A 23686-nucleotide genomic window follows, 5' to 3' on the forward strand; every position below is an offset into this window, starting at 1 on the left:
CAGGGGGATCCGTGGTGGTGCTGCTACGGCGTGCGCGGAACCACCGGCAGGATGATGTGGGAGGGTCGTGCCGCGTCGTGGAAGATCGTCTGCTCGGCGGTGCGCGGGGTGACGGGATCTCCGGTGTTGAGGTTGCGGTCCCAGCGGGGGAAGTTGCTGGAGGTGATCTGGACCCGGATGCGGTGGCCGGCGCGGAAGACGTTACTGGTCGACCACAGGTCGATCTCGTACTCGCCGGGTTCGCCGGGGACGGCCCGGATGCGCTGGATGCCGTCACAGAGGTTGCGGGAGATGCCGTCGCCGTCGACGTCGCAGAGCCGCGCGACCCAGTCGGTGGCGGGGCCGTCGGTGGCGGCGTGCAGGCGCACGCGGACCCGGCCGGTGACCTCGAGGTCGTCGGTGAGCGGCTCGCTGGTGTAGACGAGCACGTCGGAGCGCTGCTCGGTGGTGGCCTGGTCGAACTGTCCGGCGGGGTACTCGGCCGACATGACGAGGTTGCCGCCGCGGGTGCGCACGGGGTCCGCGGGGTCGTAGAGGTAGTGATCCGGGTTCTGCTCGGCGCCGGGCGGGGCCGGGGTGAGGGTGGCGTCCGCGCCGAGGTACCAGGGGGTGTCGACCGCGCGGGCCGGGGGCCACTCGGTCTCGTCGCGCCACCGGTTGATGCCCATGACGAAGATCCGCACCGGCGGCTCGGCATCGATACCGTTGTCCGCGCCCTCGAGCCAGCGGTCGAACCAGTCCAGTTGCAGCTCGTTGTAGGCGATGCCGGCATGGGTGGAGGCCAGGCCGAAGTTCGTCTCGCCGAGCACGCCACCTGTCACTCCGGCGGCGGCCATGTGTGTCCACGGGCCGACGATCAGCCGGGTGGGCTTTCCCAGTGCGGTCATGGCGGCGTGGTTGTCGAGCGTGCCCTGCAGGAAGATGTCGAACCAGCCGCCGGTGTTGAGCGCGGCGACCTCCACACCGCTGTGCTTGCCCGCGATCGTGGCGCCGTCGGCGTTGGCGGGATCGGCCAGTGCGCGGCGCACGCCGATGTCGGGGACGCCGTGGCGGGCGACGGCGGGCAGTTCTCCGGCGGGCAATCCCCAGTACCCGTCGGCGGCCAGCCCGTCATAGTCGACGACCAGCCCGGCGAGGGCGGCGCCCGCCTCGGCCGGATCCTGTGCCCGCGCCGCGATCTCCCCGGCGCCGGTCGTCAGCGACCACCACCCGTTGAGACCCAGTTCGATCGCGCCGCCCCGGAAGTGCAGCCCGTCCGCGGGGTCGCTCCAGGTGATCTGCGGGCTGATCGCGCGCAGCTCCGGCGGCTTGGCCAGCGCCGCCGCCCACTGGGTGTTGCCGGTGTAGCTGCCGCCGAACATGCCGACCACACCGTTGCTTCCCGGCAGCCCCGCCGCCCAGCGCACGGTGTCGTAGCCGTCCTCGACCTCGTAGGTGAAGGGGAGCCATTCGCCCTCGGAACGGAACCGCCCGCGGGAGTCCTGACGAATCAGGATGTAGCCGCGGGACACCGCGCGGAGCGGGTCGAGGGAAATCTGCAGCATGGCGCGCCGATCGTAGGGTGTGCGCTCGATGAGGACGGGCCGGATGGGAGTGGTCATCGGCTGCTCGCGGCGGCGCGGCCGCGGCGTAGCCGGGCGCGCTGGACCTTGCCGCTCGGCGTCTTCGGCAGGGCCTCGACGAAGTGGATCCGCCGCGGGTAGGCGTGGGCGGCGTACTCGGTCTTGACCCACTGCTGCAGCTCGGTGACGAGGTCGTCGGTGCCGGTGGTGTCGCGGGCCAGGACGACGAAGGCTTCGACCACCTCGCCGCGCACCTCGTCGGGGGCGGCGACGACCGCGGCTTCGACGACGGCTTCGTGGCGGAGCAGGGTGGATTCGATGTCGAAGGGGCCGATGCGGTAGCCGGCCATGATGATCACGTCGTCGTCGCGGGAGGAGAAGCGGACGATGCCCTCGCCGTCGATCGAGGCGAGGTCGCCGGTCGGGAAGTAGGCGCCGTCGGCGCGGAAGCGGTCCCCGCCGACGCCGCCGACGTAGCCGTGGAAGGTCATGAACGGGCTCTCGGCCACGACGACGGCGAGCCGTCCCCGCTGTCCGGGCGGGGCGGGCTCGTCGCGCTCCTCGAGCAGCACGGTCATCGTCCAGCCGGGCAGTGCCACTCCCATCGCCCCGTTCCGAATCGGGACCTCGAGCAGGGGGTGGTGCGGGAAGCCGATCGGCATGCCGAGCTCGGTCTGGCCGTAGTGGTCGTGCACCCGCAGTCCGAGCGCCCGGGTGGCCCACTCGTCGACCTCGGGAGTCAGTGGCTCCCCGGCGCTGGAGAGGCGTTGCAGGGCAAGCCCTTCCGGAATCGCCGCGGCCGAGGCGCGCAGTCCGCGGTAGACGGTCGGGGCGGCGGCGAAGTCGGTGACGGCGAGCTCGGCCAGCAGCGCCCAGGTGGACTCGGGCGAGAAGCCGCCGCGCAGCAGGATCGTCGGAACACCCGCGGCCAGCGGGGCGACGAGCGCGGTGTAGAGGCCGTAGGCCCAGCCGGGATCGGCCCCGGACCAGAAGACGCTCTCCGCTCCCACCCCGAGCCCGAACTCCAGGTAGCCCTGCCAGCCGGCGGCATAGCGGACCGGATGCACGACGCCCTTGGGCTTGCCGGTGGTGCCCGAGGTGAACATGTGTACCAGCGGCGCGTCGCCGCCGACCGCGACCGAGGTGATCCCCTCCGGGCTCGCCGCCGCCATCCGGGCACGCAGCCCGTCCACGGCGTCGGTACCGGCGACCAGTACCGACCAGGAACCCGCGGGCACCTTGGCCAGCTGATCGTCGTCGGCCACCACCAGTACCACGCCCGCGTCGGCGAGCCGGGAACCGATGGCCTCGCGGCCGAAGGCGGTGAACAGCGGGGTGTAGACCGCGCCCGCCCGCCAGATCCCGAGCACGACCGCGACCAGATCGGTGCTCTTACCCATCACCGTCGCCACCCGGTCACCCCGGCGCACCCCGGCCTCGGCCAGCACCGCCGCCACCCGCCGCGAGGCCGCGCCCAGCTCGCCGAAGGTCCAGCTCGCCACCGACCCGGGCCCATCGGCCACCGTCAACGCCGTCCGCGCAGCCGGATGCCGGTCGCAGAGCAGCCACGCCACATCGGCGTCGGGCGCGCCGAACACCTCGAGCAACCGGTCGACCCGTGCTCCGACTCCGCTGTCCATCACCGCTCCTTTGGGTACTAAATCAGGTGCTCTGGTACCGAGTAACGTACCCGAACGCGGGCCGGGAGGGAAGGGCCCGGTCGGCGCGTGGGGGAGTGGTCATGTGTCAAACTCGCGGAATGGCCGCACCTTCGCCCAGGGACCGCTCGCCGGTGAAGACCCCCCGCCGCAGGCGGGTCGACTCCGCCCGCCGCGAGGACCTGCTCGGCAGCATCCAGCGGATCTTCCTCGACGAGGGCTTCACCACGGTCACCATCGGCGAGCTGGCCGACCGGCTGCACTGCTCGCGGGCCACGCTGTACAGCGTCGCCGCCACCAAGGAGCAGCTGGTCGTGCTGGCGACCAAGGAGTTCTTCCGCTCCTCCGCCCAGGCCATCGAGCAGCGGGTGAGCGAGCACGACGATCCGCGCACGCGGATCCTGACCTATCTGGACGGCGTCGCCGAGGCCATGCGGCGCAACTCGCCCGCCTTCTACGACGACATGGTGTCCTTCGCGCCGACCGCCGAGATCTACGGCCGCAACACCGAGCGGGCAGCCACGCGCGTGCGCGAGCTCATCGAGGAGGGCATCGCCGCGGGCCTGTTCCGCGCCACCGACGGCAATTTCGCCGCCCACCTGGTGGCGCTGTCCATCGAGGGGGTGCAGTCCGGGGTGCTGCTCGAGCGTACCGGCATGACCGCCGCCGACGCCTTCGCCGAACTCGGCACGCTCCTGCTCAACGGGCTGCTCCGCCGGGCGGAGTGAGCGCGCCCCGGCCGGAACGCAGGGCGTTCACCGGCGGAGTTACGCGCGTAAACTGCGGACGGAGAGTTCGGTCGGGGCTGGCGACGGGCGAGTGGATCGCTCGAGGTGGAAGGGGAGCGCGGGTGAGCACGGTGGAGCATCGGAGCCCGATCCGGGACTGGTGGAGTTACTCGCAGGGGCTCCGGCTGCGGCACCGCCTCGCGGTCCTCGCCCCGGACGCGCAGGACGTCGTCACCCACGCCGGCGGCTGGCTCTTCGACCGGGCGCAGGCGGGCTGGGAGGTGGCGGTGGTGCTGGCCGACGTCGGCGACATCGCGCCGCTGCAACTGCTCGGCGCGACGGTGCTCGAGCTGGAGGGGCCGCTCTCGGTGCCGGTGCACCACACCTGGCCGGAGCTGCTGATCGTCGCGCCGGAGCTGCTCACCGCCGATGATCGGGTGCGCAGCGGGGTGCGGGAGTGCCTGGAGCGCGAGCTGCTCGACATCGTGGTGTGGGATCAGGAGCTGCCCGAGGGGTTCGACCGCTGGTTCGCCGGGGCGCACTGCCATCCCAGCGCCGCCGCCCGCGCCTTCAAGGCGTGCGCGCTCGCGCTCGGCGGATACCCGGGTGCCGATTCCGCGCCGACCGAGCGTTTCCGCGCGGCCGGTGCTCGAATCGACGCCGTCGCGGGTAATTTCGCGCTCGATCCGGGCGAGTGCGAAGCCTGCTGACGGGAACCGGATAGAGCTTAGCCGACGAGGGACCGGAGCAGCTCCCTGGTCCGCCGGACCGAGGCCACGCGGTCGGGGCCGACCGGGAAGACGGCGGCCCAGATGTCGGTGGCGCCCGCGTCGAGCAGCGCCCGCAGCTGGCTCTCCACCGACTTCTCGTCGCCGACGACGGCGGCCTCGGCGGGGCTCGCCAGCCCGCCGGCCGCGAGGATCCGCCGGTAGTTGGGTTGATCGGCGTAGGCGGTCGCGTTGGCCGCCACGCTCGCCCGCGCCTCGGCGACGTCGTCGTGCACGGCGACGGGCAGCCCGGCGACGATCCGCGGGCTCGGCCTGCCCGCGGCGGCCGCCGCGGCGGTGAGCGCGGGGGTGATCCGGGTCTCCAGGACCTGCGCGGGCGCCATCCAGCTGACGATGCCGTCCGCGAGTTCCCCGGCGACCCGCAGCAGCCGCGGCGACATCGCCGAGAGCAGCACGGGCACCGGATGCTCCGGCGTCGCCGTCGGTTCGCCGGTGTGCGCGCGCCAGTCGACGCCGTCGACGTCGGCCGACCCGGTCCGCAGCACGGCGGTCAGGATGCGCAGGTACTCCTCGGTATTGCGCCCGGGGTGGTCGTAGTCGAGCCCGTAGACGTCGGTGACAAGGGATCGGTGCGACGGGCCGATGCCGAGGGTGAAGCCGGGCCGCGCCATGGCCTCGGCGGCCGCCGCCGCCCGGCGCGCCTGCAGGACGGGGTGGCACGGGTAGGTCTGCACGACCGCGGTGCCGAGCTCGATCCGGGAGGTCGCGAGCCCGGCGATCGCCATGGCGGTCAGTGGATCGCCGAGGACGGCGCTCGCGTACCAGAGCGAGGTGAAGCCCTCGTCCTCGGCGCGGCACGCCTGCTCGACGAGCCGGCCGGTGCTCGCGGCGCCGCCGGTGAGGCCGATGCGCATCAGCCGTCCTTCCCGGCGGCGTGCCGCCGCATCAGCTCCTCGATATCGGCGTCGATCGCGAGGTCGAAAGAGCGGAACATGCGGGCCAGCCCGTCGTAGGCGTTGACCGTGAACACCACGTCGAGCAGCTGGCGGACGTCGAGCTCGGCGGCCAGGGTGGCCCAGGTCGGGGCGGTGATCGCGCCGTCGGTGATCAGCTCGTCGACCGCGCGCAGCAGCGCGGCGTCGAGCGCGTCCCAGAACGGGGCGTCCGGGCCGTAGGCGATGCGGCCGATCTCCTCGTCGGAGAGCCCGGCGTCGCGCGCCATGAACAGGTGCTGCGCCCATTCGTAGTTCGAGCGGCGCAGCGCCGCCACCCGCATGACGATCAGCTCGCGCTGCCGCTCGCTGAGCGTCGTCGCCATCAGGATGTGGCCGTTGAAGGTGAAGAACGCGCGGGCCAGCGCGGGGTGGTGGGCGAAGATCCCGAGGGTGTTGCGCGCGGCGGGCCGGTTGTCCCGCTTCGGCGGCGGGTGCAGCGGCTCGGGTGGGCGCAGCGCCGCGAGCGCCGCGCGCATCTCCTCGGGCCATTCGCCAGGGGGGAGTGGGTCGATGCGTGCCATGTCAGATCCGAACCCTTCCATCGTTCGTTCGCGCCGCCGTCATGCCACGGCCTCCTCGCCGACCAGGGTGGTGCGGTGCATGAGCCGCCGCGAGGTCGGCGCGTAGGGGACGGCGCGGTGCAGCATGCCGGTGTTGTCCCAGATCACCAGGTCGCCCACGCGCCAGCGGTGGCGCAGGACGAAGCGGTCCCGGGTCGCCCAGGCCAGCAGTTCGTCGAGCAGTTCCCGGCTCCGCCGCTCGTCCAGGCCGACGATGCGGCCCGCGGTCGCGCCGATGAGCAGCGAATGCCGCCCGTCCCGGTGCCGCCACACCAGCGGGTGCTCGCGGGCGGGCGCCCTGTCCCACAGCGCCCGCTGCTCGGCGTCGGCGTCCGGGTGCAGCAGCAGCTGGGAGGCGGCGACGCTGTGCACCACCCGCAGCCTCGACAGCTCAGCCCCGCGCTGCTCGGGGAGCGCGTCGAAGGCGGCGTAGGTATTGGCGAACTCGGTGTCGCCGCCCTCCTCGGCGACCTCGCGCGCGGTGAGCAGCGTTGCCTTCTGCGGGGTTTCGTCGATCAGGCCGTCGGTGTGCCAGAAGATGGTGCTGCGCCGCAGCGCGGCCAGCTCGCTCCTGGCCGGGTCCAGGCTGACCGGGGAGATCTCCGGATGCTCGGGATGCCCGCCGCGGCCGGCGATCACGACCTCGCCGAGCATCCGGCTGAAGGTGACCAGGTCGGGGTCGGTGATGTGGGCTTCCCGGTACACGACGACGCCGTGCCGGGCCAGCAGCTCGCGGCACCGCTCGGCGGCGTCGGGGGTGGTGAAGCCTGCGGCGGGGAAGCCGCGGATCTCGACGCCGATGTCGGGCGAGATCGGGTTCGTGGTGACGGTCAACGGAGCCTCCGCTATCGGACGTCGAACTCGAGGTGCAGGTCGGTGAGACCGCGGATGATGTAGGTGGGGTCGTAGCGGTAGCCGCGCTGCCCGGCCGGGCCGTGCTCGGCCTCGGAGATCCGGATCGCGGTGGTGCGGTCCAGGAACTTCTCGACGGTGACCCGGCCCTCGGCGCGGGCCAGCGGGCTGCCGGGGCAGGAGTGCGCGCCGCGGCCGAAGGCGATGTGTTCGCGGGCGTTGGGCCGGTCGAGGTCGAAGGCGGCGGGGTTCGCGAAGCGCTCCGGATCGCGGTTGGCCGCGCCCGGGTGCAGCATGATGGTGGTGCCGGCGGGCACCTCGACCTCACCGATCGTGGTGCTGCGCTGGGTCATCCGGAAGTCGCTCATGGTCGGGCTCTCGGTGCGCAGCACCTCCTCGATGAAGTCGGGGACGCGTGTACGGTCGGCGCGCAGCCGGGCCTGGACCTCCTGGTTCTCGGCGAGGAGGCGCAGCGCCGAGCCCATCAGCCGGGCCGAGGTGTCCTGGCCGGCGCCGAAGAGGAAGGTCGCCAGCCGGACCACGGCCGGGATGTCGGGCAGCGAGCCGTCGGGGTAGGTGGCGGTCGCGAGGTCGGTGAGCACGTCGCGGCGCGGGGTGCGGCGGCGGTCGGAGATATAGCCGGCGAAGGTCTCGCTCAGGTACTCGAGCGGATTGCTCGGCAGCGGGGACTCCGCGCCGACCTCGGCGACGTGCTGCCCGGAGAAGATCGTGCGGAAGTGCTCGCGGTCCTCGGCGGGCACGCCGAGCAGGTCGGCGATCACCATGATGGTGAACGGCTTGCCGTAGTCGAGCACCAGCTCGCAGCGCCCGGTGCCGAGGAAGGTGTCCAGGCAGGCATCGGCGATGACCCCCATCTCGGACTCGTTCTCCTTCAGCCGCTTCGGGGTGAGCAGCCGCTCGAGCAGGTTGCGCTCGGCCAGATGGGGCTGCCCGTCCCGGGTGACCATGTACTCGTGGAACACCCAGTGCTCCCGGTTCTCCCGGATGCGCTCGCTGATGTCGTCCTCGCCCGGCTGCACCGGGAACGGCGGGAACGGCCCGCCCAGCGCGTTGCACGAGGAGAACGAGGCGCCGTCGCGGTAGACCTGCACCGCCTCGGCGTAGCCGGTCACCGCCAGCACCCCCGGCTGCGCCACCGGATGCACCGGGCACCGGGACCGCAGCTCGTCGAAGTACGGGTACGGGTCGTTGATCAGGCTCGCGTCGGTGAAGAAATCGACGGCATCGGACGGTGAATTCACAGCACCCCCTACGGGCGGCAGCGGCCCGGGTCGGCCCTCATTCGTTTGGGCGATCGCCCAAAAATGTCCCGGTTCATACCTAGCATCGGGAGCGTGAAGAGGTCAAGGGATGATGGCGGGATGGGCGATCGCCGCACGGAAGGGGCCCGGTCGTGACCGGAGCACGGAACGGAACCGGCAAGCGGGACGGCGCGACCCGTGAGCGGCTGCTCGACGCCACGGTGGAGGTCATGCTCGACGAGGGCTACGCCGCGGCCACCTCGCGGCGGGTCGCGGAGCGGGCGGGTGTGCGGCGGGCGCTGGTCCACTACTACTTCCCGACGATGGACGAGCTGTTCCTCGCGGTGCTGCGCCGTGGCTCCCAGGCGAACCTGCAGGTGCAGCGCCAGGCGCTCAGTGGCGACGCCCCGCTGCGGGCGCTGTGGGAGATGACCGCCGACCCGCGCGGGGCCCGGCTGGTCATGGAGTTCATGGCGCTCGGCAACCACCGCAAGGCGATTCGCGCGGAGCTCGCGGCCGGCGCCGCGCAGTTCCGGGAGGCGCAGGTGGCCGCGCTGTCGGTCATCCTGCGCGGTCGCGGGGAGGCGCCGCCCGCCGAGGTGCTTTCGGTCGTGCTCGCCGCGATCGGGCGGGTGCTGGTGATCGAGCAGGGGCTGGGGATCGAGATCGGCCACGCGGCGACCAGGGAGCTGTTCGAGGGCTATCTCTCCGCGCTCGAACCGCGCGGGTGAATTATTGGGCGATCGCCTAATCGGATCACTCACTCTCGTCGACCTCGGACTGAGTTAAGTAAAGCGTTTGACTTAACTCCTCGTCAAGTGTTCACTGACCTCCGTGACGAACTCCCGGACCGAGCGGGCCGAGTCGACCAAGCAGGCGATCGTGACCGCCGCCGAGGCGCTGTTCGCCGAGCACGGGATCGGCGCGGTCTCGCACCGGCAGATCGCCACCGCCTCCCGGCAGGGCAACAACGCCGCGGTGGCCTACCACTTCGGTACCAAGGCCGACCTGGTGGCGGCGATCCACCTGCGCCACGCCGGCGTCATCGAGCAGCGCATGGAGCGATCCCTGGCGCGGATGGCGGACTCCACCGAACTCGCCGACTGGATCGACGCCATGGTGCGCGGCCTGACCGACCACCTCGCCGCGCTCGGCACGCCGTCCTGGTACGCGCGGTTCTGCGCGCAGGCGATGGCCGACCCGGTCTACGCCGACGTGCTCAACCACACCGCCATGGCCGGGCCCGCGCTGAACCGGGTGGTCGCGGGGATGAACCGCTGCCTGCCCGAGCTGCCCCAGTACATCGTCGCCGAGCGGCACGCCATGACCCGCCTGCTGCTCAACCACACCTGCGCCGACTACGAAGCCGGGTTCGCCGAGGGGCGGGAGATGCCGCGCGCGGACTGGGAGTCGGTGACCGCAGGCCTGGTCGACGCCATGGTCGGGCTGTGGTGCGCGCCGCACACCGTCCGGCACCCACCGGCCCCGGGCCGGTCGGGCCCCCCGATCGAAAGGACCTCCTCGTGAAAGCCTGGCAACTCGATGCCGCGAACGAACCCCTGCGGCGCATCGAGCGCCCCGACCCGGTGCCCGGCCCGGGCCAGGTCGTCGTCGAGGTCGCCGCGGCGGGCATCTGCCACAGCGACGTCGGTTTCTGCGACGGCACCCTCACCCCGATGCTGCCCGGCCTTCCGATGATCCTCGGCCACGAGGTCGTCGGGACCGTCGCCGTGCTCGGCCCCGGCGTCACCACCGTCGCCGTCGGCGACCGGGTCGCGATCGGCGGCCCGGAGAGCTTCGCCCCCGGCTGGGCCGTCGACGGCGGCTTCGCCGACAAGTGCCTCGCCCAGGCATCGGGGCTCATCCCGATCCCGGACGGCGTCTCGTTCGCGCAGGCCGCCACCGCCACCGACGCGGGCCAGACCGCCTACGGCGCCGTCATGGGCGCCGGGGAACTGAAGAAGGGCCAGCGGGTCGGCATCGTCGGGCTCGGCGGGCTCGGCATGACCGGCGCGCGGATCGCGGTGCTCGAGGGCGCCGAGGTGTATGCCGCCGATCCCAAGACCGGCACCTGGGGGCCGGCGAAGGAGCGCGGCGTGCTCGAGGTCGTCGCCGACGTCACCGAGCTCGGCGCCTACGAACTCGACCTCATCGTCGACTTCGCCGGTTTCGGCAGCACCACTACCGGCGCCGTGAACGCCGTGCGCGGCGGCGGGCTGGTCGTGCAGGTGGGGCTCGGGGTGCTGGAGGCCACCATTTCCACGGCCGCGCTCGTGGTCAAGCCCGCCACCCTGCGCGGATCGCGCGGCGGGCGGGCCGGTGACATCGAAGCCGTCCTGGCCCACATCGCCACGGGTGACCTGGTGATCCAGACGACCCCCATCGGGTTCGACGACATCCCGGACGCCATCGGGCGGCTCACCCGCGGCGATGTGGTGGGACGGTTCGTCGCCCTGCGGGACTGAGCCCCGTGGTCGGCTCCCGGCCGGCCACCGTGAGCACCGACATCCGGGCGGGGTCGGTCCGACTCGAAACTACGTTTGCCGAGACCCTGCCGAGGTCCGACCGGCACTCGTCGAAACAGTACTCTACTTGCGGTTTTCTTTCCCAGCCGCCGGGCGAGTCCGCGTTTGCCGGACCCCGCTCACCGCTACGATCGCCGCCATGCCATCCCTCCGCACCAAGCTTGTCCTGTCTTGCTCGGTACCTGTCGTGGCTGCCGGGCTCGCCACCGCCTTCGCGCCCCCGGCCCTCGCCGAGGTGGTGACCCTGGCCCCGCACGAGCTGACCTTCGAATCGCCGGACGGCCCGACCTTCGTCGTCGGGTCGTCCGACGAGCGCATCGACAAGGTGCCGCCGCTCAACGCCGCGGGCACGGTGCGCGAGGTGTACATCAGCGGGTCGTCGTACACGCGGTCGCCCGCGGCGGGGACGTTGGCCGTCGGGTACCACGTCGGCTGCGCGGTCGATCTGCAGGGCATCAACGCGGGCATCGGCCCGGACGACGACGGCGACCCCGACTGGACCGACCTCGGCCTGACGGCGTCGGTCTCGGTGCGGCCCGGCACCATCGCCGAGGTGCCGCTGGCGAAGAAGGACGTGGTCGCCGGCGCCTCCGCCCGCATCAACATGCGCGACGTCCACCTGGTCATCAACGGGTGCATCGGCCCGGCGGTCATCCGCCAGTACACGACGATGCAGGTATACACCGAGCAGATCAGCGACATGGGCGCCGTGTACGGCGACCCGCTCTGGATCTGAACACCCGGATTCAGGCCACCTCGCCCGCGTGCCGCCACGGCAGGAACAGCGCGCCGGCGAGCAGGACCAGCGCCGCGGCGCCGATGGCGGTGCGCGTGCTGGTGGCCGCGGCCAGCGCCGCGCCCGCGACGATGAAGACCGGCTGCACCGTCTTGGCGCTGATGGACCACGCCGTGCCGACCCGGGCCAGGTGATCGTCGTCGGTGCCGTTCATCCGGACGACAGCGAAAACCGGATTGAACACACCGGCGCAGAACAGCAGCGCCGACTCCGCGGCCAGCACCACGAGCAGCCCCTTGACCCCCGGCTCGGCGAGCAGCACCAGCCCGAGCCAGCAGCACCGCAGCGTGCCGAAACCGAACAGCACCCGCGCCGGACCCCAGCGCGTCACCAGGCGCGGCGCGCACAGCGAACCGGCCAGCCCGGCCAGCGTCGGCAGCCCGAGCGCCAGCCCGTACTGCCAGGGCGCGAGGCCGAGTTCGCGCAGCATCAGCACCGCGAGCAGGGGAGCGGAGGCCATCAGTGCGCCGCCGAAGAGCATCCCGTTGCCGAACAGCCCGCGCAGCAGCGGGCGGCTGCCGATGTGGCGCCATCCGGCACCGAGATCGACCCGCGGGGTGTGCTCCGGTCGCGGCGGCGCCGGGTCGGGTGCGGTGATCCGGCTGATCCCCAGCGCCGAGAGCAGGCAGCCGACGGCGTCGATGGCGAGGGTGACGGTACTGCCGAGCAGGGAGACGAGCGCGCCGCCCGCGGGCGCCCCGATTGCGGCGGTGGTCCACATCGTCGACTCCAGGCGCGCGCTCGCGGAGACCCGATCCGGCTCGGGCACCAGCGCTTTCAGGTGTGCGGCGTTGGCGGCGGTGAACACGATCGTCGCCAGCGTCTGCACGGTCGCCACCACGCACAGCTGCCCGAAGCCGAGCACCCCGAACCAGCCCGCCAACGGCACGCTGACCAGCGCCGCCGCCGTGGCGAGATTCGCGCCGATCATCACCGGGCGCTTGCGCCGGAACTCGATCACCGACCCCGTCGGCAGCGCGATGAGCGCGGCCGCCACCCCCGAGATCGCCGCCAGCATGGAGATCTGCCAGTCCGCTGCGCCGAGCACCAGGATCGCGACCAGCGGCAATGCCCCCATGCCGATCGCGGAACCGGCCTGCGCGGCGGTGAACGCCGCCCACAGCTTCCGGAAGTCCGGCGGCAGCGCGGCTCGGCTCGTCACCTGCGGCACCCTAGCGAAAAGGGGTTTCCCCGGCCGGGAGCGGCTCTCTACCGTGGACCGGTGGCAACCGTCAGTTCTGCCTCGACTGAATCAGCGGCAGCAGTTCGGGTCGAGCGCCACGCACAGCGCCGACAGCGCCTCGCGGCGCGCGGCGTGCACGGTGTGCATCCCGCGCCGCTCGGAGGCGATGAGCCCGGCCTTGCGCAGCTGGGTGAGGTGATGTGAGACCGTCGACTCACCGAGCCCGACCGCGGCCGCGAGCCCGCCGCTGTTGTGCTCCCCGTCCGGATCGCTGAGCAGGATCGACAGCAACCGCACCCGCACCGGATCGGCGATCGCCTTCAACCGCAGCGCGATGGCGAGCGCGGTCTCCGCGTCGACCGGCGCCGCCGCCACCGGGGCGCAGCACACCGGGGAGGTCATGTCGATCACCGGCAGCGTCTTGGGCATGCACCGAATCCTACCTACCTTATTGACATATGTCGAAGTACTGGCGCAGACTCGGGCCCGTAAGTTCTTCGACATACATCACACAACCTCTGGGAGGTGGCGGTCATGTCCCGCATCCAGCTCGCCCTCGACGTCGACGACCTCGACACCGCGATCGGCTTCTACTCCACCCTGTTCGGCACCGGCCCGGCCAAGCGGAAGCCCGGCTACGCCAACTTCGCCATCGAGAACCCGCCGCTGAAACTGGTGCTCCTGGAGAACCCCGGCTCCGGCGGGCGGCTCAACCACCTCGGCGTCGAGGTCGAGACCTCGGAGCAGGTGCACGCCGAGATCGCCCGGCTCTCCGGGGCCGGGCTCTACACCGCAGAGCAGCCCGCGGCGACCTGCTGCTTCGCCACCCAGGACAAGGTCTGGGTGACCGGCCCGGATGCCGAACGCTGGGAGGTCTACACCGTGCTCGCCGACACCGAGCACTTCGGCGCCGACGCGCAGGCGGAGGCCGGGAGTTCCTGCTGCGGCAGCGATGCGAAGGCAGGCGTCCCGTGCTGCTGACCGAAGCCGGCCGGGTCCGCGCATGACGGACACCTCTGTGGCGCGACGCCTGTCGATGCCGGATCGGCTCCTCCCGGTCTTGATCGGGCTGGCGATGCTCGCCGGGCTGGTGCTGGGCCGGACGATCCCTGGGCTCGGGGACGCACTCGGCGCGATCGAGATCGACGGCATCTCGCTGCCGATCGCGGCCGGGCTGCTGATCATGATGTACCCGGTGCTGGCGAAGGTCCGCTACGACCGCCTCGACACCGTCACCGGCGATCGTCGCCTGCTCGCCGGCTCCCTGGTGCTGAACTGGGTGCTCGGCCCCGCGCTGATGTTCGCGCTGGCCTGGCTCTTCCTGCCGGACCTGCCGGAGTACCGGACCGGGCTGATCATCGTCGGGCTCGCCCGCTGCATCGCCATGGTCATCATCTGGAACGACCTCGCCTGCGGCGACCGCGAAGCCGCCGCGGTGCTGGTGGCGCTGAACTCGGTGTTCCAGGTGTTCATGTTCGCGGTGCTGGGCTGGTTCTACCTCTCGGTGCTGCCCGGGTGGCTCGGCCTCGAACAGACCGGGATCGACGCCTCGCCGTGGCAGATCGCGAAATCGGTGCTGATCTTTCTCGGCATCCCGCTGGTCGCGGGCTACCTGACCCGGCTGTTCGGCGAGCGCGCCAGGGGCCGGGACTGGTACGAGACCCGGCTGCTCCCCGCGATCGGGCCGCTGGCGCTCTACGGGCTGCTGTTCACCATCGTCGTCCTGTTCGCGCTGCAGGGAGACCAGATCACCTCCCGCCCGGCCGATGTCGCGCGGATCGCGCTCCCGCTGCTGGCCTACTTCGCGCTCATGTGGGGCGGCGGGTTCGCGCTCGGCGCCGTGCTCGGGCTCGGCTACGCGCGCACCACCACGCTGGCCTTCACCGCGGCGGGCAACAACTTCGAACTCGCCATCGCCGTCGCGATCGCCACCTACGGCGCGACCTCCGGTCAGGCGCTGGCCGGGGTGGTCGGCCCGCTCATCGAGGTGCCCGTCCTGGTCGCGCTGGTCTACGTCGCCCTCGCGCTCCGGCACCGGTTCACCGCGGAAGCGGATGACACCGGGTAGGCGAGACGGTCAGTCCGCGAATCCGCTTCGGCGTTCGGCCAGTTCCTCGGCGAGGATGCGGATCGCCTTCGGTCCGACGCCGTGGATGGCGAGCAGCTCCTTCGCGGACACCGTGCCGAGCTGCTCGTAGCGGGTGTACCCGTGCGCGGCGAGTTCGCGGCGCGCCACCTTGCCGATCCGCGGAGTGAACTCGCTCGCATCCTGGTCCATGGCCCGATGCTAGAGCCCCTGCACCCGGGCCGTCATCGCCGCCGATCAGCTCGGGCGCAGGTCTAGCAGTTGCTCGAAGAAGCCGCCGATTCCGCGGGCGCGGTCGGCGAGGTGCACCTCGAGGATCCAGTGGCACCGCTTGCCGGTGGGGTCGAGCCGGCGCAGGGGGGTGTGCGAGCCGGGGGCGATGTAGGAGGTGACCTCGGTGCCGGAGATCTTCTTGTGCGGGAACTCGCCGACCAGGTGTCCGGCGATCGGGGCGGAGAACTCCAAGCCGAGTTCGGCGGCGCGGGCGGTGATCCAGGTGTAGAGCTGGTCGCCGGTGATGTCGGGGGTGCGTTCGAAGTGTGCGCGGCCCTCGTGCCAGAGCGGTTCGAGGGCGTCGCGGAGTGCGAGCTTGGCGGGGTCGGCGCCGAGGACGTAGGTGCGGCCGAAGTCGGCTTCCCATTCGGCGAAGATGGGGCCGAAGTCGAGGTAGCAGATGTCGTCGGCGGCGATGGTGCGGTCGGGCGGGTCGGCGGCGAAGGGCTGCAGCGTGTTGATTCCGGCGCGGACCAGGCGTTTGTGCCAGAAGCGGCGGGTGCCGAAGAGTTCGATGGCCAGGTCGCGTACCGCGTCGCTCACCGCGGACTCGGTGGCGCCCGGCGTGACGAGGCCGCGCGCGAGGACCTCGTCGAAGAGCGTGACGGCCTTGGCCTCGGCCGCCAGCAGCGCGGCAGCACGCTCCGGCTCGACGACTTCGGGAACTCCCATCCGACGAACTCTAGCCGGGTGCGAAGGACGCTCGCCCGTTCCGGCCACGTCCTCGTCCGAGGGCCCGGTTTGTCGTATCGGCCTGCGGGTAGGCGCATCCGCGAAGGCACAGCGTCGATAGCTCGGAGGAGAACAACTCGTGACTCAGCCCCATGAAGCCGATGACGGTGCACCCGACACCGAGGAAGACCGCATTGTCGAGGGCGGATCCGAGGCGCCGGACAACCTGGCGGGTCCCGGCCCCGGCGACGACCGGAACGAGGACCCCGATACCTGAACCGGCCGACGCCTACCCGAGCGGGTGCGGCCAGGAGAACCCGACTGTCACCGGGTGCCCGGCCGCCGCCGGGTCGTAGGCGCCGCACCCCAGCGCGAAGTCGGTGACGAGGGTGCGCACGATGTGCCAGCCCAGCCCGTTCAGCACCGGAGGCACAGCGGTGTACGAGCTGATCAGGACCTCGATCTCGATCGCCTCCACCCGGTACTCGAAGCGCACGATCGCATCCGGCGCCGCCACCGGGATCAGCGCCGTCGCGATCTCGTGCGCGACCAGCTCCAGGTCCGCGGCGGCGTCGATAGCCAGCCCCAGCCCCCATCCCAGCGATCGAGTCATCGAGCGCAGAATCCCCAACTGCTCGGGCCGTGCCCGGATCTCCATCGCCACCGTCGAACCCGACACCCGCGCACCTGCCTCCACATCGAACCCGTACTACCCGAACGGTCCGGCTCGAATCCCGCCCGGGTGAGCACCCCTTCATACCCTCGCGACGGCTGCCGACGACACCCGGTCGCGTGTGGAGGTGGTGACCGCGGGTAGCTCTGCTCTCGAAGGCCGGAAACGGTCCCGGCCGGAGGAGAAGACATGAACAGCGAGGTCGAGCCACTACGGATCGAGTTCCCCGCGAGCCCCGACGAACTCCCCGGGGTGCGCAGCCGGCTGCGCCGGTGGCTGGCCGGGATGATCGCCGATTCCCAGCGCGCCTACGACCTGCTGCTGGCCGCGGGCGAAGCCTGCGCCAACGCGATCGAGCACGGCCACGCCGGTGACCGCAGGCCGATCCGGCTCGAGGCGATCGTGGCGCGCGGAGCGGTCCTGGTCGGCATCTCCGATCACGGACACTGGGTCGCCCGCCCGGCGGCGCCGGACGACGAACGCGGCCACACCGAATCCCTGCGCGGCCGCGGCCTGCAGATGATCAAGGCTCTGGTGCACGAGAGCCGCGTCACCGTGCTCGACTCGGGGACCACGGTCACCCTGAGCATGCCGCTCGACGCCGACGGTGCGGCGGAGGGCAGCCAGGCCCGCTGACCGGACACCCCCGGGTTGCGAGCCGTCGCGAGCCGGGGCACCCTGCCGCGCCACGCGCCGAGCTCTCGGTTGGGATCGCCGCGACAGGGCCCCGCTCTGCCAGGATGAAGGCGTGGACGCCGAGATCGACGAACGGATCGCCGCGAGCCGGGCGACGGCCGGCCGATGAGTGCCGCGCCCGGCCGCGGGCCCGAGGAGCGTGCCGTCGCCACCGTGCTCGAGGACGACGCCGAGGATCTCTACGAGTACGCGCCGTGCGGCTACCTGTCCACCCTGATGGACGGCACGATCGCCCGGATCAACACCACCCTGCTCGAGTGGCTCGGCCGCACCCGCGCGGAGCTGGTCGGGGTCCGCCGGTTCGGCGACCTGCTGACCGTCGGCGGCAGGCTCTACCACGAAACCCACTTCGCGCCGCTGCTGCAGATGCAGGGCGAGGTGAACGCGATCGCGCTGGAGTTGCGCACCGCCGACGGGCAGCGGCTGCCGGTGCTGGTCACCTCGGTGGTGCGGACCGGCGGTGACGGCGCGCCCCTGCTGATCCGCACCACCGTGGTCGCGGCCAAGGACCGCAGGGACTACGAGACCGAACTGCTGCGCGCGCACCGCGCCTCGGAGGTGGAGCTGGACCGGCTGCACCGGCTCAACCACCTGCTGCAGAGCACGCTGCTGCCCCCGGCGCTGGAGACGGTGCCCGGGCTCGATGCCGCCGCGCATTACCACATCGCCTCGCTGGACGAGGTCGGCGGCGATTTCTACGACCTGTTCCCGCTGGCCGCGGGGCGCTGGGGCTTCTTCCTCGGCGATGTCTGCGGCAAGGGCGCGCTCGCCGCGACCATCACCTCGCGGGTGCGGTACACGCTGCGCTCGGCCGCCGTCTACGCCCCCGACCCCGCCGCCGTGCTCGAGCACCTGAACGGGGTGCTGCTCGAGGCGTACAACCCCGGCGATCCCCGGTTCTGCACCGTGCTCTACGGGCAGCTCGTGCTGTCCGCGGGCGGGGTCGAGATCACCATCGCCTCCGGCGGGCATCCGGCGCCGATCCTGCTGCGCGGCAACGGTTCCGCCGCGTATCTGCCCACCGAGGGCGGGCAGCTGATCGGGGTGCTGGCCGATGTCGGGATCGTCACGGCCACCGTCACCCTGTGCCCGGGCGACACCCTGCTGCTCTACACCGACGGGCTCACCGAGGCCCGCACCAGCACCGGCGGCCTCTTCGGGGAGCAGGCGCTGCTGAGCCTGGCCGAGACAGTGGCCCCGGTGTCGGCGACCGACGTGGTGGCCGGGCTGGCCGATCTGCTGCACACCCTCGGGTCCGGGGTCACCGACGACACCGCGCTGCTGGCGCTGCACCTTCCCGGCGCGGGCCGGGGGCAGCCGTGAGCGCCCATCTCACGGTCCGCACCCGCACCGACGCCGAGGGCCCTGTCGTCGAGCTCGCCGGCGAGCTCGACTTCGCCGGAGCGCCACGGGTGCTCGCGGTGTTGTCCGGCCTGTCGCTGAGCGCGGACGAGATGCTGGTGCTGGATCTACGGGCGCTCACCTTCTGCGATTCCCGCGGCATCACCGTGCTCATCGCGGCACATCACCGCGCCGAGGAGGCGGGGGCGACCCTGACCCTGGTGGCGGTGCCCGCCGATATCGGGCGCACGCTGCGGCTGCTCGGCGTCGATCAGCTCTTCGGCACCGCCGACACCGTCGCGGCCGCCCACGCGCCGCGGGGTCGATAACGCGCCGGACCGGGGCCGGGGGAGCGGTCAGTAGGCGAGCAGGTCGAGGGCGTCGTCGGCGGGCAGGATCCAGGCCTGGTCGATCCGGTCGGTGAGCTCGGCACTGTCGAACGCCGCGCGGAGGCGATCGGGCGGCGGCGACAGCGCGGCCGGGTCGAGGCCGGTGTCGTGGTCGTCGGGGTGGGCGAGGGTGTGCTGGTCGGCGCGATCGAAGTCGCTGCCTGCCGGGGCGAAGGGCATGGCTCACTCCTTCCTGGACGGTGCGCGCGGGGCGCCGAGGTGGGGGGGCGGGCCCGTGACCGCCGGGCCCGCCCCACGAAGGGAAGAGTCGTGAAAAACGAATGATTCGAAGGGTCGTCGCGTAACGGGCACCACCTGCCTTCCACTCGCATCGTTCGTGTACGGGGTCCCCGCGGGGTCCGGGCGGAGACCGCGTGGCGGGTGTCACCACCGGTCAGGTACTGGCCAGCGCCTTGGCCTCGTTCTCGCCGCGGATGATCTCGATCTTGCGCGGCTTCGCCTTCTCCGCCACCGGGATCGTCAGCCGCAGCACGCCGTGCCGGTAGTCGGCGCGGATCCGCTCGGTGTCGAGCCCCTCGCCGAGGAACAGCTGCCGGGAGAACACGCCGCGCGGCCGCTCCGAGGCGATCATCGACCGCTCCTGGTCCAGCGGCGCGCGCTCGGCGCGCACCGTCACCACATTGCGCTCGACATCCAGATCCAGCGAGTCCGGGTCGATGCCGGGCAGATCGAACTCCGCCACGAACTCCTCGCCCGCACGCCAGGCATCCATCGGCATCACCGCCGGACGAGCCGCCGTGCCGAACACCTGCTGCGTGAATCGGTCCAGATCCCGGAACGGATCGGTACGCATCAGCATGGTCGCCACCTCCACTACTCCTTATCTCACTGTGTGTGGTGCCAGGTAATCTGTGTTCGCTGGCATAGATTTGTTTTAGCACTCCGTTGAGATGAGTGCAAGTGGGTGAGAAGATAATCTGGAACAGACCGGAAGGACGGTGAACAGGGGCGATGAGCGGTGACGGACCGGTGCACGGACCGGATCGAGCGGTGTACGCGATCTCGGTCGCGGCCGAACTGGCCGGCATCGCGGTCCAGACGCTGCGGCTCTACGAACAGCACGGGCTGATCACCCCCGCGCGCAGCGCGGGCGGGACCCGGCGCTACAGCGGCGCCGATCTGGCCCGGCTGGAGCGCATCTCCGAGCTGAGCAGGCAGGGAATCAACCTCGCCGGGATCGGGCGCATCCTCGACCTCCAGGACGACAACGCCGCGCTCACCGCCGAGCGGGACCAGCTGCGCGCCGACGCCCCCGAGCCGGAGTCGGACGGCCGCATAGCCGGGTAGGGCCGCGCCCGCCCGTCGGGCAGGCGGTCGCGATTACCGGGCAGTAACATGTAGTACTGTCTGGTGGGTAACGACGTTATCCGTCACGCGATGGGACGTCCCGTATCCGGTGCCGCACCGAGTTCGGTTCGGCGACAGGCGAACACCGCGTCGCACGTGCCGGGGCCGGGGGCTCGGAAGGGAACATGGTGGCCGTCGACCGCGCGATCGTTCATGCCTGGCTCGCGGATTTCGCCGAGCGGGTGCGTACCGAGGCCGAGACCGAGCACGTGCTGCGGTGCGTGGACCGGGCGATGCTCGAGGAGTTCCCGCGCTTCGCCGCCGACCCCGAGCTGCGCGGCGAGGTGCGCACCAGTGGCAAGGCGCACTGGCTCGGGCTGCTGGCCGGGATCGGGCGGCCGCGGTTCCATATCCGGCCGCCGATCGAGGTGATCGACGGCGCGCGCACGGTGGCGTGCCGGGGCTACGACCTGAACGTGCTGCTCAAGACCTATCGGGTGGGCCAGCGCGGGCTGTGGAACTACATCACCGGCGTGCTCGACCTGCAGATCGGCGATCCGGAGCTGCGCGGGGCGGTGCTGGTGACCTTCTGGGAGCGCAGCAGCCGGTGGCTGGACGGCTGCCTGGACGCGGTGGTCACCGCCTACCTCGAGGAACGCGAGCAGCGCAGCCGCAGCGCCGAGGAGCAGCGCGCCGCCACCGTCCAGGCGCTGCTGCGCGGCGACGCCACCGCGGCCGAGCTGACGCCGGAGCGGCTCGGGCACAACGTGGAGCACCAGCAGACCGCGCTCACGCTCTGGGCCGACCACGGCATGGCGTCGCCGGTGGCGGCGCGGGTGCTGGCCCGGCTGGCCGCCGACACCGCCGCCGCGCTCGGCGGCCCGCCCCCGCTCACCCTGCCCAGCGGCACGCACGGGCTGTGGGCCTGGGTGGCGACCCCCGAGCCCGCCGATGTCGCGCTGATCCCGGCGCCGCCGGTGCCGGGCACCCGGATGGCGGCGGGCACCCCGTGGCCGGGGGTGGACGGGTTCCGGCGCAGCCATCGGGAGGCGCTGGCGGCGCAGCGGCTCTCCGCCGACGGCGCCGCCGCGGGGCCGGTGATCGCCTACCGGGACGTGGAGCTGGTGTGCCTGCTCACCGGTGACGGCAGCGTGGAGTCGGCCCGGTTGCTGGTCGAGCGGGAACTCGGCGGGATCGCGGGCCCCGGTGAGCCGGCCGCCCGGCTGCGCGAGACGGTGCGCGAGTTCCTCGCGGGCGGCGGCAGTGTCGCCGCCACCGCGGAGGCGCTCGGGGTGCACACCAACACCGTGCGCTACCGGCTGCAGCAGGCCGAGCAGAGGCTCGGGCGCCCGATCGACCAGCGCAGGCTGCACCTGGAGCTGGCGCTCGAGGTGCTGGCCGCCTACGGCGACGAGCTCCTTCCGGCCGGATGAGACTGGAGACCGCGCACAAAGCGGGCGGGCCCCGTTGTGCGGCGGTACCAACTCCGGCGCGCGGCCCGGCGGCCTGCCGCGCGCCGACCTAGCGTGGGCCGGGTGTGGGTAGCGGGTTCGGCGATGCGGGAGCTGTCCGGCCCGCGCGCGCCGTCATCCGTGGTAGACCTCGGGCTCGAGGGCGTTGCCCGGCGCGATCTGCCCGCAGCTGGTCGGCGCGGGCTCCCCGGCGAAGCGGGCGTTCACCCAGGCGAGCGTCTCGAGGGCCCAGATCGGCACCACAGCGCCGTGGCTGAGCAGCGGCAGCTCCCGGTACTGCACCGGCAGCCCGGTCGCGCAGTAGCGGTTCAGCAGGGCGCGCACGTCGCCTGCGATCATGATGCCGTCACCGTCGCCGAGACCGGGCCCGCCGGGCGCCGTGCCCTCGAAGATGCCGCCGGTGCCCTGGTAGACGAGCATCGGGATGGTCGGGATCGGCGCCAGCCCCATGTTGATCGCGTTCGCGACCGCGGTGAACTCCGGGATGGAGTTCGGGTCGGCGTACTGCGGGAGCACCATCTGCTGCCAGGTGAGCCCGGGGTACTGCAGGAAGACGTTGATGATCGAGGCGTCCCGCAGCCGGGCGAAGACCTGCCTGCCGTGGTCGCTCAGGTACTGCTCGACATCGATCCCGTACGAGCGCGAGATGCCGACCAGCGCCATGCCGACCACGCCCGCCCAGGCCAGGCTGCCCGAGGCGTAGCGGAGGGTGTGCGCGGGCACGGCGAGCAGCCCGCCCTGGGCGACCCCGATGAGCTGCGCCGCGATCTCCGGCGCGTACTCCGGGGCGAGGATCGCGGCCCAGTTGCTGGCGATCGCGCCGCCGGAGTACCCCATCAGCGCGGTGCGGGTGCCCGGCGCGATCCCGGTCTCGGGCACCTGGGCGACCGCGCGCAGCGAGTCGAGGGTGTTCATTCCGTACTCCGGGCCCGCGGCGAAATTGGCCTGCTGTCCCTCGGTGTCCGGCACCACGATGCTGAACCCCTGCGCGAGCAGCAGCGCGAACCCGGCGACCTCGCCCGAGAAGAAGAGCCCGCCGACGGCGAGATTGCGCCCGCTGTCGGTGAATCCACCGATCCGGATGTCGCCGGCGACCGCGCGCGACGGGCTGTCCTCGGGATTGAGCGAGTCGTAGGCGGACTGGTAGGAGATCACGCCCCTGGCCGGCCCGGCCCCGGCGGCCCTGATCACCGAGGTCACGTTGGCGACGGCATTGCCCTCGGAGTCGGTCGAGCGGTACAGCACCTGGATGGCGGTCAGCGGCGTCGGCACCTCGGTGAGGTGGAACGGGACCGTCCGGACATCGAGCACGGCTCCCGGCGCCAGCGCCGCGAGATCCGCTGTGCCGCTGTAGGAGTAGAAGGTGTCGCGGGCCTGCGCGACCGGCGGCGTCAGCGCCGTCGCCACCGCCGTCGACAAAGCCGCGACGGCGATGCCCGCCGCCCGTGCGACCGCTCGAGTTCTCATACACGTCCTCACATCACACCGTTGGGATGACCGGGGTCACACCGGCACGTGGGTCTTCCGACGCCTCGAGCTAGTGGAACCAACCGGGATCAAATGCCCGCCGACTATGGCACAGCGTGGTGCGTGTCGCAATGGTCGCCGGTGATTCTGTACCGGCGGGTAAGTGGTCCGCGTCACGGCTTACTTCGTCTGGGTTCGGAATCGACGGGGAATTTTTTCGCTCGCCGGACGATCTTCTGCGCCCAAGCGTCCGGAGCAATCGAGCTGCGGTATCGGAGAAATCTGAAAACGTCGGGACTCACAAGGGTGGGATCGTCGTGCAGCCCGAATGGTGAGCGCGCCTGCACCCCGATCGGCGTACTTGAGGGTTTCATAGCGCGATCCTCACGATGTGACTCGCGTCTATCGCCCTGTCCCGGGCAGGCGGCGTCCGCGCAGGTCGCCTCGAATTCGTGCCCCG

The 23686-nt window shown here is 71.9% G+C and carries 28 protein-coding genes; 14 read left to right on the forward strand and 14 right to left on the reverse strand.

Annotated features, from left to right (window positions below; genetic code table 11):
* Positions 1-23 precede the first annotated feature (23 nt).
* On the reverse strand, positions 24-1601 hold the full coding sequence (locus tag LTT61_RS01215) for a CocE/NonD family hydrolase (protein ID WP_233018057.1): 1578 nt from the start codon (positions 1599-1601) through the stop codon (positions 24-26).
* Positions 1598-3202, reverse strand: a complete 1605-nt coding sequence (locus LTT61_RS01220; RefSeq protein WP_233018058.1) for an AMP-binding protein — start codon at positions 3200-3202, stop codon at positions 1598-1600. The genes LTT61_RS01215 and LTT61_RS01220 overlap by 4 nt, the downstream gene beginning before the upstream one ends.
* Before the next feature lie 119 nt (positions 3203-3321).
* On the opposite strand from LTT61_RS01220, the gene LTT61_RS01225 reads away from it, so the two are divergent.
* The gene (locus LTT61_RS01225; RefSeq protein WP_233018059.1) at positions 3322-3948 is read left to right on the forward strand and encodes a TetR/AcrR family transcriptional regulator; all 627 of its coding nucleotides are present in this window, start codon (positions 3322-3324) and stop codon (positions 3946-3948) included.
* 122 nt (positions 3949-4070) lie between these two features.
* Complete coding sequence (locus tag LTT61_RS01230) at positions 4071-4658, forward strand: hypothetical protein (protein ID WP_233018060.1); 588 nt, start codon at positions 4071-4073, stop codon at positions 4656-4658.
* Between the two features lie 17 nt (positions 4659-4675).
* Here LTT61_RS01230 and LTT61_RS01235 read toward each other — a convergent pair whose 3' ends face one another.
* The 4 genes from LTT61_RS01235 to LTT61_RS01250 are packed head-to-tail and all read right to left on the reverse strand — an operon-like array spanning position 4676 to position 8345.
* Positions 4676-5590, reverse strand: a complete 915-nt coding sequence (locus tag LTT61_RS01235; RefSeq protein ID WP_233018061.1) for a TIGR03564 family F420-dependent LLM class oxidoreductase — start codon at positions 5588-5590, stop codon at positions 4676-4678.
* Positions 5590-6192 carry a carboxymuconolactone decarboxylase family protein gene (locus tag LTT61_RS01240; RefSeq protein ID WP_233018062.1) on the reverse strand — a complete coding sequence of 201 codons (603 nt, stop codon included), beginning with the start codon at positions 6190-6192 and terminating at the stop codon, positions 5590-5592. Before LTT61_RS01240 ends, LTT61_RS01235 begins: the two co-directional genes overlap by 1 nt.
* 39 nt (positions 6193-6231) lie before the next feature.
* Positions 6232-7065 (reverse strand): TauD/TfdA dioxygenase family protein, encoded by an 834-nt coding sequence (locus LTT61_RS01245; protein ID WP_233018063.1) that lies wholly within the window; start codon positions 7063-7065, stop codon positions 6232-6234.
* 11 nt (positions 7066-7076) lie between these two features.
* Positions 7077-8345 carry a cytochrome P450 gene (locus tag LTT61_RS01250; protein ID WP_233018064.1) on the reverse strand — a complete coding sequence of 423 codons (1269 nt, stop codon included), beginning with the start codon at positions 8343-8345 and terminating at the stop codon, positions 7077-7079.
* A gap of 152 nt (positions 8346-8497) precedes the next feature.
* Here LTT61_RS01250 and LTT61_RS01255 point away from each other — a divergent pair, with 152 nt between their 5' ends.
* From LTT61_RS01255 to LTT61_RS01270, 4 genes are all read left to right on the forward strand, one after another.
* Entirely contained in the window at positions 8498-9076 is a 579-nt protein-coding gene (locus tag LTT61_RS01255) for a TetR/AcrR family transcriptional regulator (protein WP_233018065.1), read from the forward strand.
* A 103-nt stretch (positions 9077-9179) separates the two neighbouring features.
* Positions 9180-9872 carry a TetR family transcriptional regulator gene (locus LTT61_RS01260; protein ID WP_233018066.1) on the forward strand — a complete coding sequence of 231 codons (693 nt, stop codon included), beginning with the start codon at positions 9180-9182 and terminating at the stop codon, positions 9870-9872.
* Complete coding sequence (locus tag LTT61_RS01265) at positions 9869-10810, forward strand: alcohol dehydrogenase catalytic domain-containing protein (protein WP_233018067.1); 942 nt, start codon at positions 9869-9871, stop codon at positions 10808-10810. Before LTT61_RS01260 ends, LTT61_RS01265 begins: the two co-directional genes overlap by 4 nt.
* Positions 10811-11057: 247 nt before the next feature.
* Positions 11058-11606, forward strand: a complete 549-nt coding sequence (locus tag LTT61_RS01270) for an MspA family porin (RefSeq protein WP_233018068.1) — start codon at positions 11058-11060, stop codon at positions 11604-11606.
* Positions 11607-11616: 10 nt separating this feature from the next.
* On the opposite strand, the gene LTT61_RS01275 is transcribed toward LTT61_RS01270, so the two are convergent.
* Entirely contained in the window at positions 11617-12828 is a 1212-nt protein-coding gene (locus LTT61_RS01275; protein ID WP_233018069.1) for an MFS transporter, read from the reverse strand.
* A gap of 90 nt (positions 12829-12918) precedes the next feature.
* Positions 12919-13278, reverse strand: a complete 360-nt coding sequence (locus tag LTT61_RS01280) for an Rv2640c family ArsR-like transcriptional regulator (RefSeq protein ID WP_233018070.1) — start codon at positions 13276-13278, stop codon at positions 12919-12921.
* A 105-nt stretch (positions 13279-13383) separates the two neighbouring features.
* Between LTT61_RS01280 and LTT61_RS01285 the strand changes: the two genes are divergently transcribed.
* Positions 13384-13830 (forward strand): ArsI/CadI family heavy metal resistance metalloenzyme, encoded by a 447-nt coding sequence (locus LTT61_RS01285; RefSeq protein ID WP_233018071.1) that lies wholly within the window; start codon positions 13384-13386, stop codon positions 13828-13830.
* 22 nt (positions 13831-13852) lie between these two features.
* Positions 13853-14917, forward strand: coding sequence for an ACR3 family arsenite efflux transporter (gene arsB / locus LTT61_RS01290; RefSeq protein ID WP_233018072.1), 1065 nt, complete (start codon positions 13853-13855; stop codon positions 14915-14917).
* 9 nt (positions 14918-14926) lie between these two features.
* Here the strand turns inward: arsB and LTT61_RS01295 are convergent, their stop codons facing one another.
* Both LTT61_RS01295 and LTT61_RS01300 read right to left on the reverse strand, forming a co-directional pair.
* Entirely contained in the window at positions 14927-15127 is a 201-nt protein-coding gene (locus tag LTT61_RS01295; RefSeq protein ID WP_233018073.1) for a hypothetical protein, read from the reverse strand.
* A 45-nt stretch (positions 15128-15172) separates the two neighbouring features.
* The gene (locus tag LTT61_RS01300) at positions 15173-15880 is read right to left on the reverse strand and encodes a M24 family metallopeptidase (RefSeq protein ID WP_233018074.1); all 708 of its coding nucleotides are present in this window, start codon (positions 15878-15880) and stop codon (positions 15173-15175) included.
* A gap of 139 nt (positions 15881-16019) precedes the next feature.
* Between LTT61_RS01300 and LTT61_RS01305 the strand changes: the two genes are divergently transcribed.
* Positions 16020-16157 carry a hypothetical protein gene (locus LTT61_RS01305; RefSeq protein ID WP_233018075.1) on the forward strand — a complete coding sequence of 46 codons (138 nt, stop codon included), beginning with the start codon at positions 16020-16022 and terminating at the stop codon, positions 16155-16157.
* A gap of 12 nt (positions 16158-16169) precedes the next feature.
* On the opposite strand, the gene LTT61_RS01310 is transcribed toward LTT61_RS01305, so the two are convergent.
* The gene (locus LTT61_RS01310; protein ID WP_233018076.1) at positions 16170-16559 is read right to left on the reverse strand and encodes an ATP-binding protein; all 390 of its coding nucleotides are present in this window, start codon (positions 16557-16559) and stop codon (positions 16170-16172) included.
* 183 nt (positions 16560-16742) lie between these two features.
* On the opposite strand from LTT61_RS01310, the gene LTT61_RS01315 reads away from it, so the two are divergent.
* The 3 genes from LTT61_RS01315 (at position 16743) to LTT61_RS01325 (ending at position 18919) form a co-directional block, all read left to right on the forward strand.
* On the forward strand, positions 16743-17189 hold the full coding sequence (locus LTT61_RS01315) for an ATP-binding protein (RefSeq protein ID WP_233018077.1): 447 nt from the start codon (positions 16743-16745) through the stop codon (positions 17187-17189).
* Positions 17190-17354: 165 nt separating this feature from the next.
* The gene (locus LTT61_RS01320) at positions 17355-18572 is read left to right on the forward strand and encodes a PP2C family protein-serine/threonine phosphatase (RefSeq protein WP_233018078.1); all 1218 of its coding nucleotides are present in this window, start codon (positions 17355-17357) and stop codon (positions 18570-18572) included.
* Positions 18569-18919, forward strand: a complete 351-nt coding sequence (locus tag LTT61_RS01325) for an STAS domain-containing protein (RefSeq protein ID WP_233018079.1) — start codon at positions 18569-18571, stop codon at positions 18917-18919. Before LTT61_RS01320 ends, LTT61_RS01325 begins: the two co-directional genes overlap by 4 nt.
* A 27-nt stretch (positions 18920-18946) precedes the next feature.
* Here LTT61_RS01325 and LTT61_RS01330 read toward each other — a convergent pair whose 3' ends face one another.
* Complete coding sequence (locus tag LTT61_RS01330) at positions 18947-19159, reverse strand: hypothetical protein (protein WP_233018080.1); 213 nt, start codon at positions 19157-19159, stop codon at positions 18947-18949.
* A 214-nt stretch (positions 19160-19373) separates the two neighbouring features.
* Positions 19374-19814 carry an Hsp20/alpha crystallin family protein gene (locus tag LTT61_RS01335; RefSeq protein WP_269821836.1) on the reverse strand — a complete coding sequence of 147 codons (441 nt, stop codon included), beginning with the start codon at positions 19812-19814 and terminating at the stop codon, positions 19374-19376.
* A gap of 137 nt (positions 19815-19951) precedes the next feature.
* Between LTT61_RS01335 and LTT61_RS01340 the strand changes: the two genes are divergently transcribed.
* Positions 19952-20287, forward strand: coding sequence for a MerR family transcriptional regulator (locus LTT61_RS01340; RefSeq protein WP_233018081.1), 336 nt, complete (start codon positions 19952-19954; stop codon positions 20285-20287).
* A gap of 185 nt (positions 20288-20472) precedes the next feature.
* Positions 20473-21720 carry a PucR family transcriptional regulator gene (locus LTT61_RS01345; RefSeq protein WP_233018082.1) on the forward strand — a complete coding sequence of 416 codons (1248 nt, stop codon included), beginning with the start codon at positions 20473-20475 and terminating at the stop codon, positions 21718-21720.
* A gap of 153 nt (positions 21721-21873) precedes the next feature.
* Here LTT61_RS01345 and LTT61_RS01350 read toward each other — a convergent pair whose 3' ends face one another.
* Positions 21874-23226, reverse strand: a complete 1353-nt coding sequence (locus LTT61_RS01350) for a lipase family protein (RefSeq protein WP_233018083.1) — start codon at positions 23224-23226, stop codon at positions 21874-21876.
* Between the last annotated feature and the right edge of the window lie 460 nt (positions 23227-23686).

This window comes from Nocardia asteroides (assembly GCF_021183625.1).
In the GTDB taxonomy this organism is placed as follows: domain Bacteria; phylum Actinomycetota; class Actinomycetes; order Mycobacteriales; family Mycobacteriaceae; genus Nocardia; species Nocardia asteroides_A.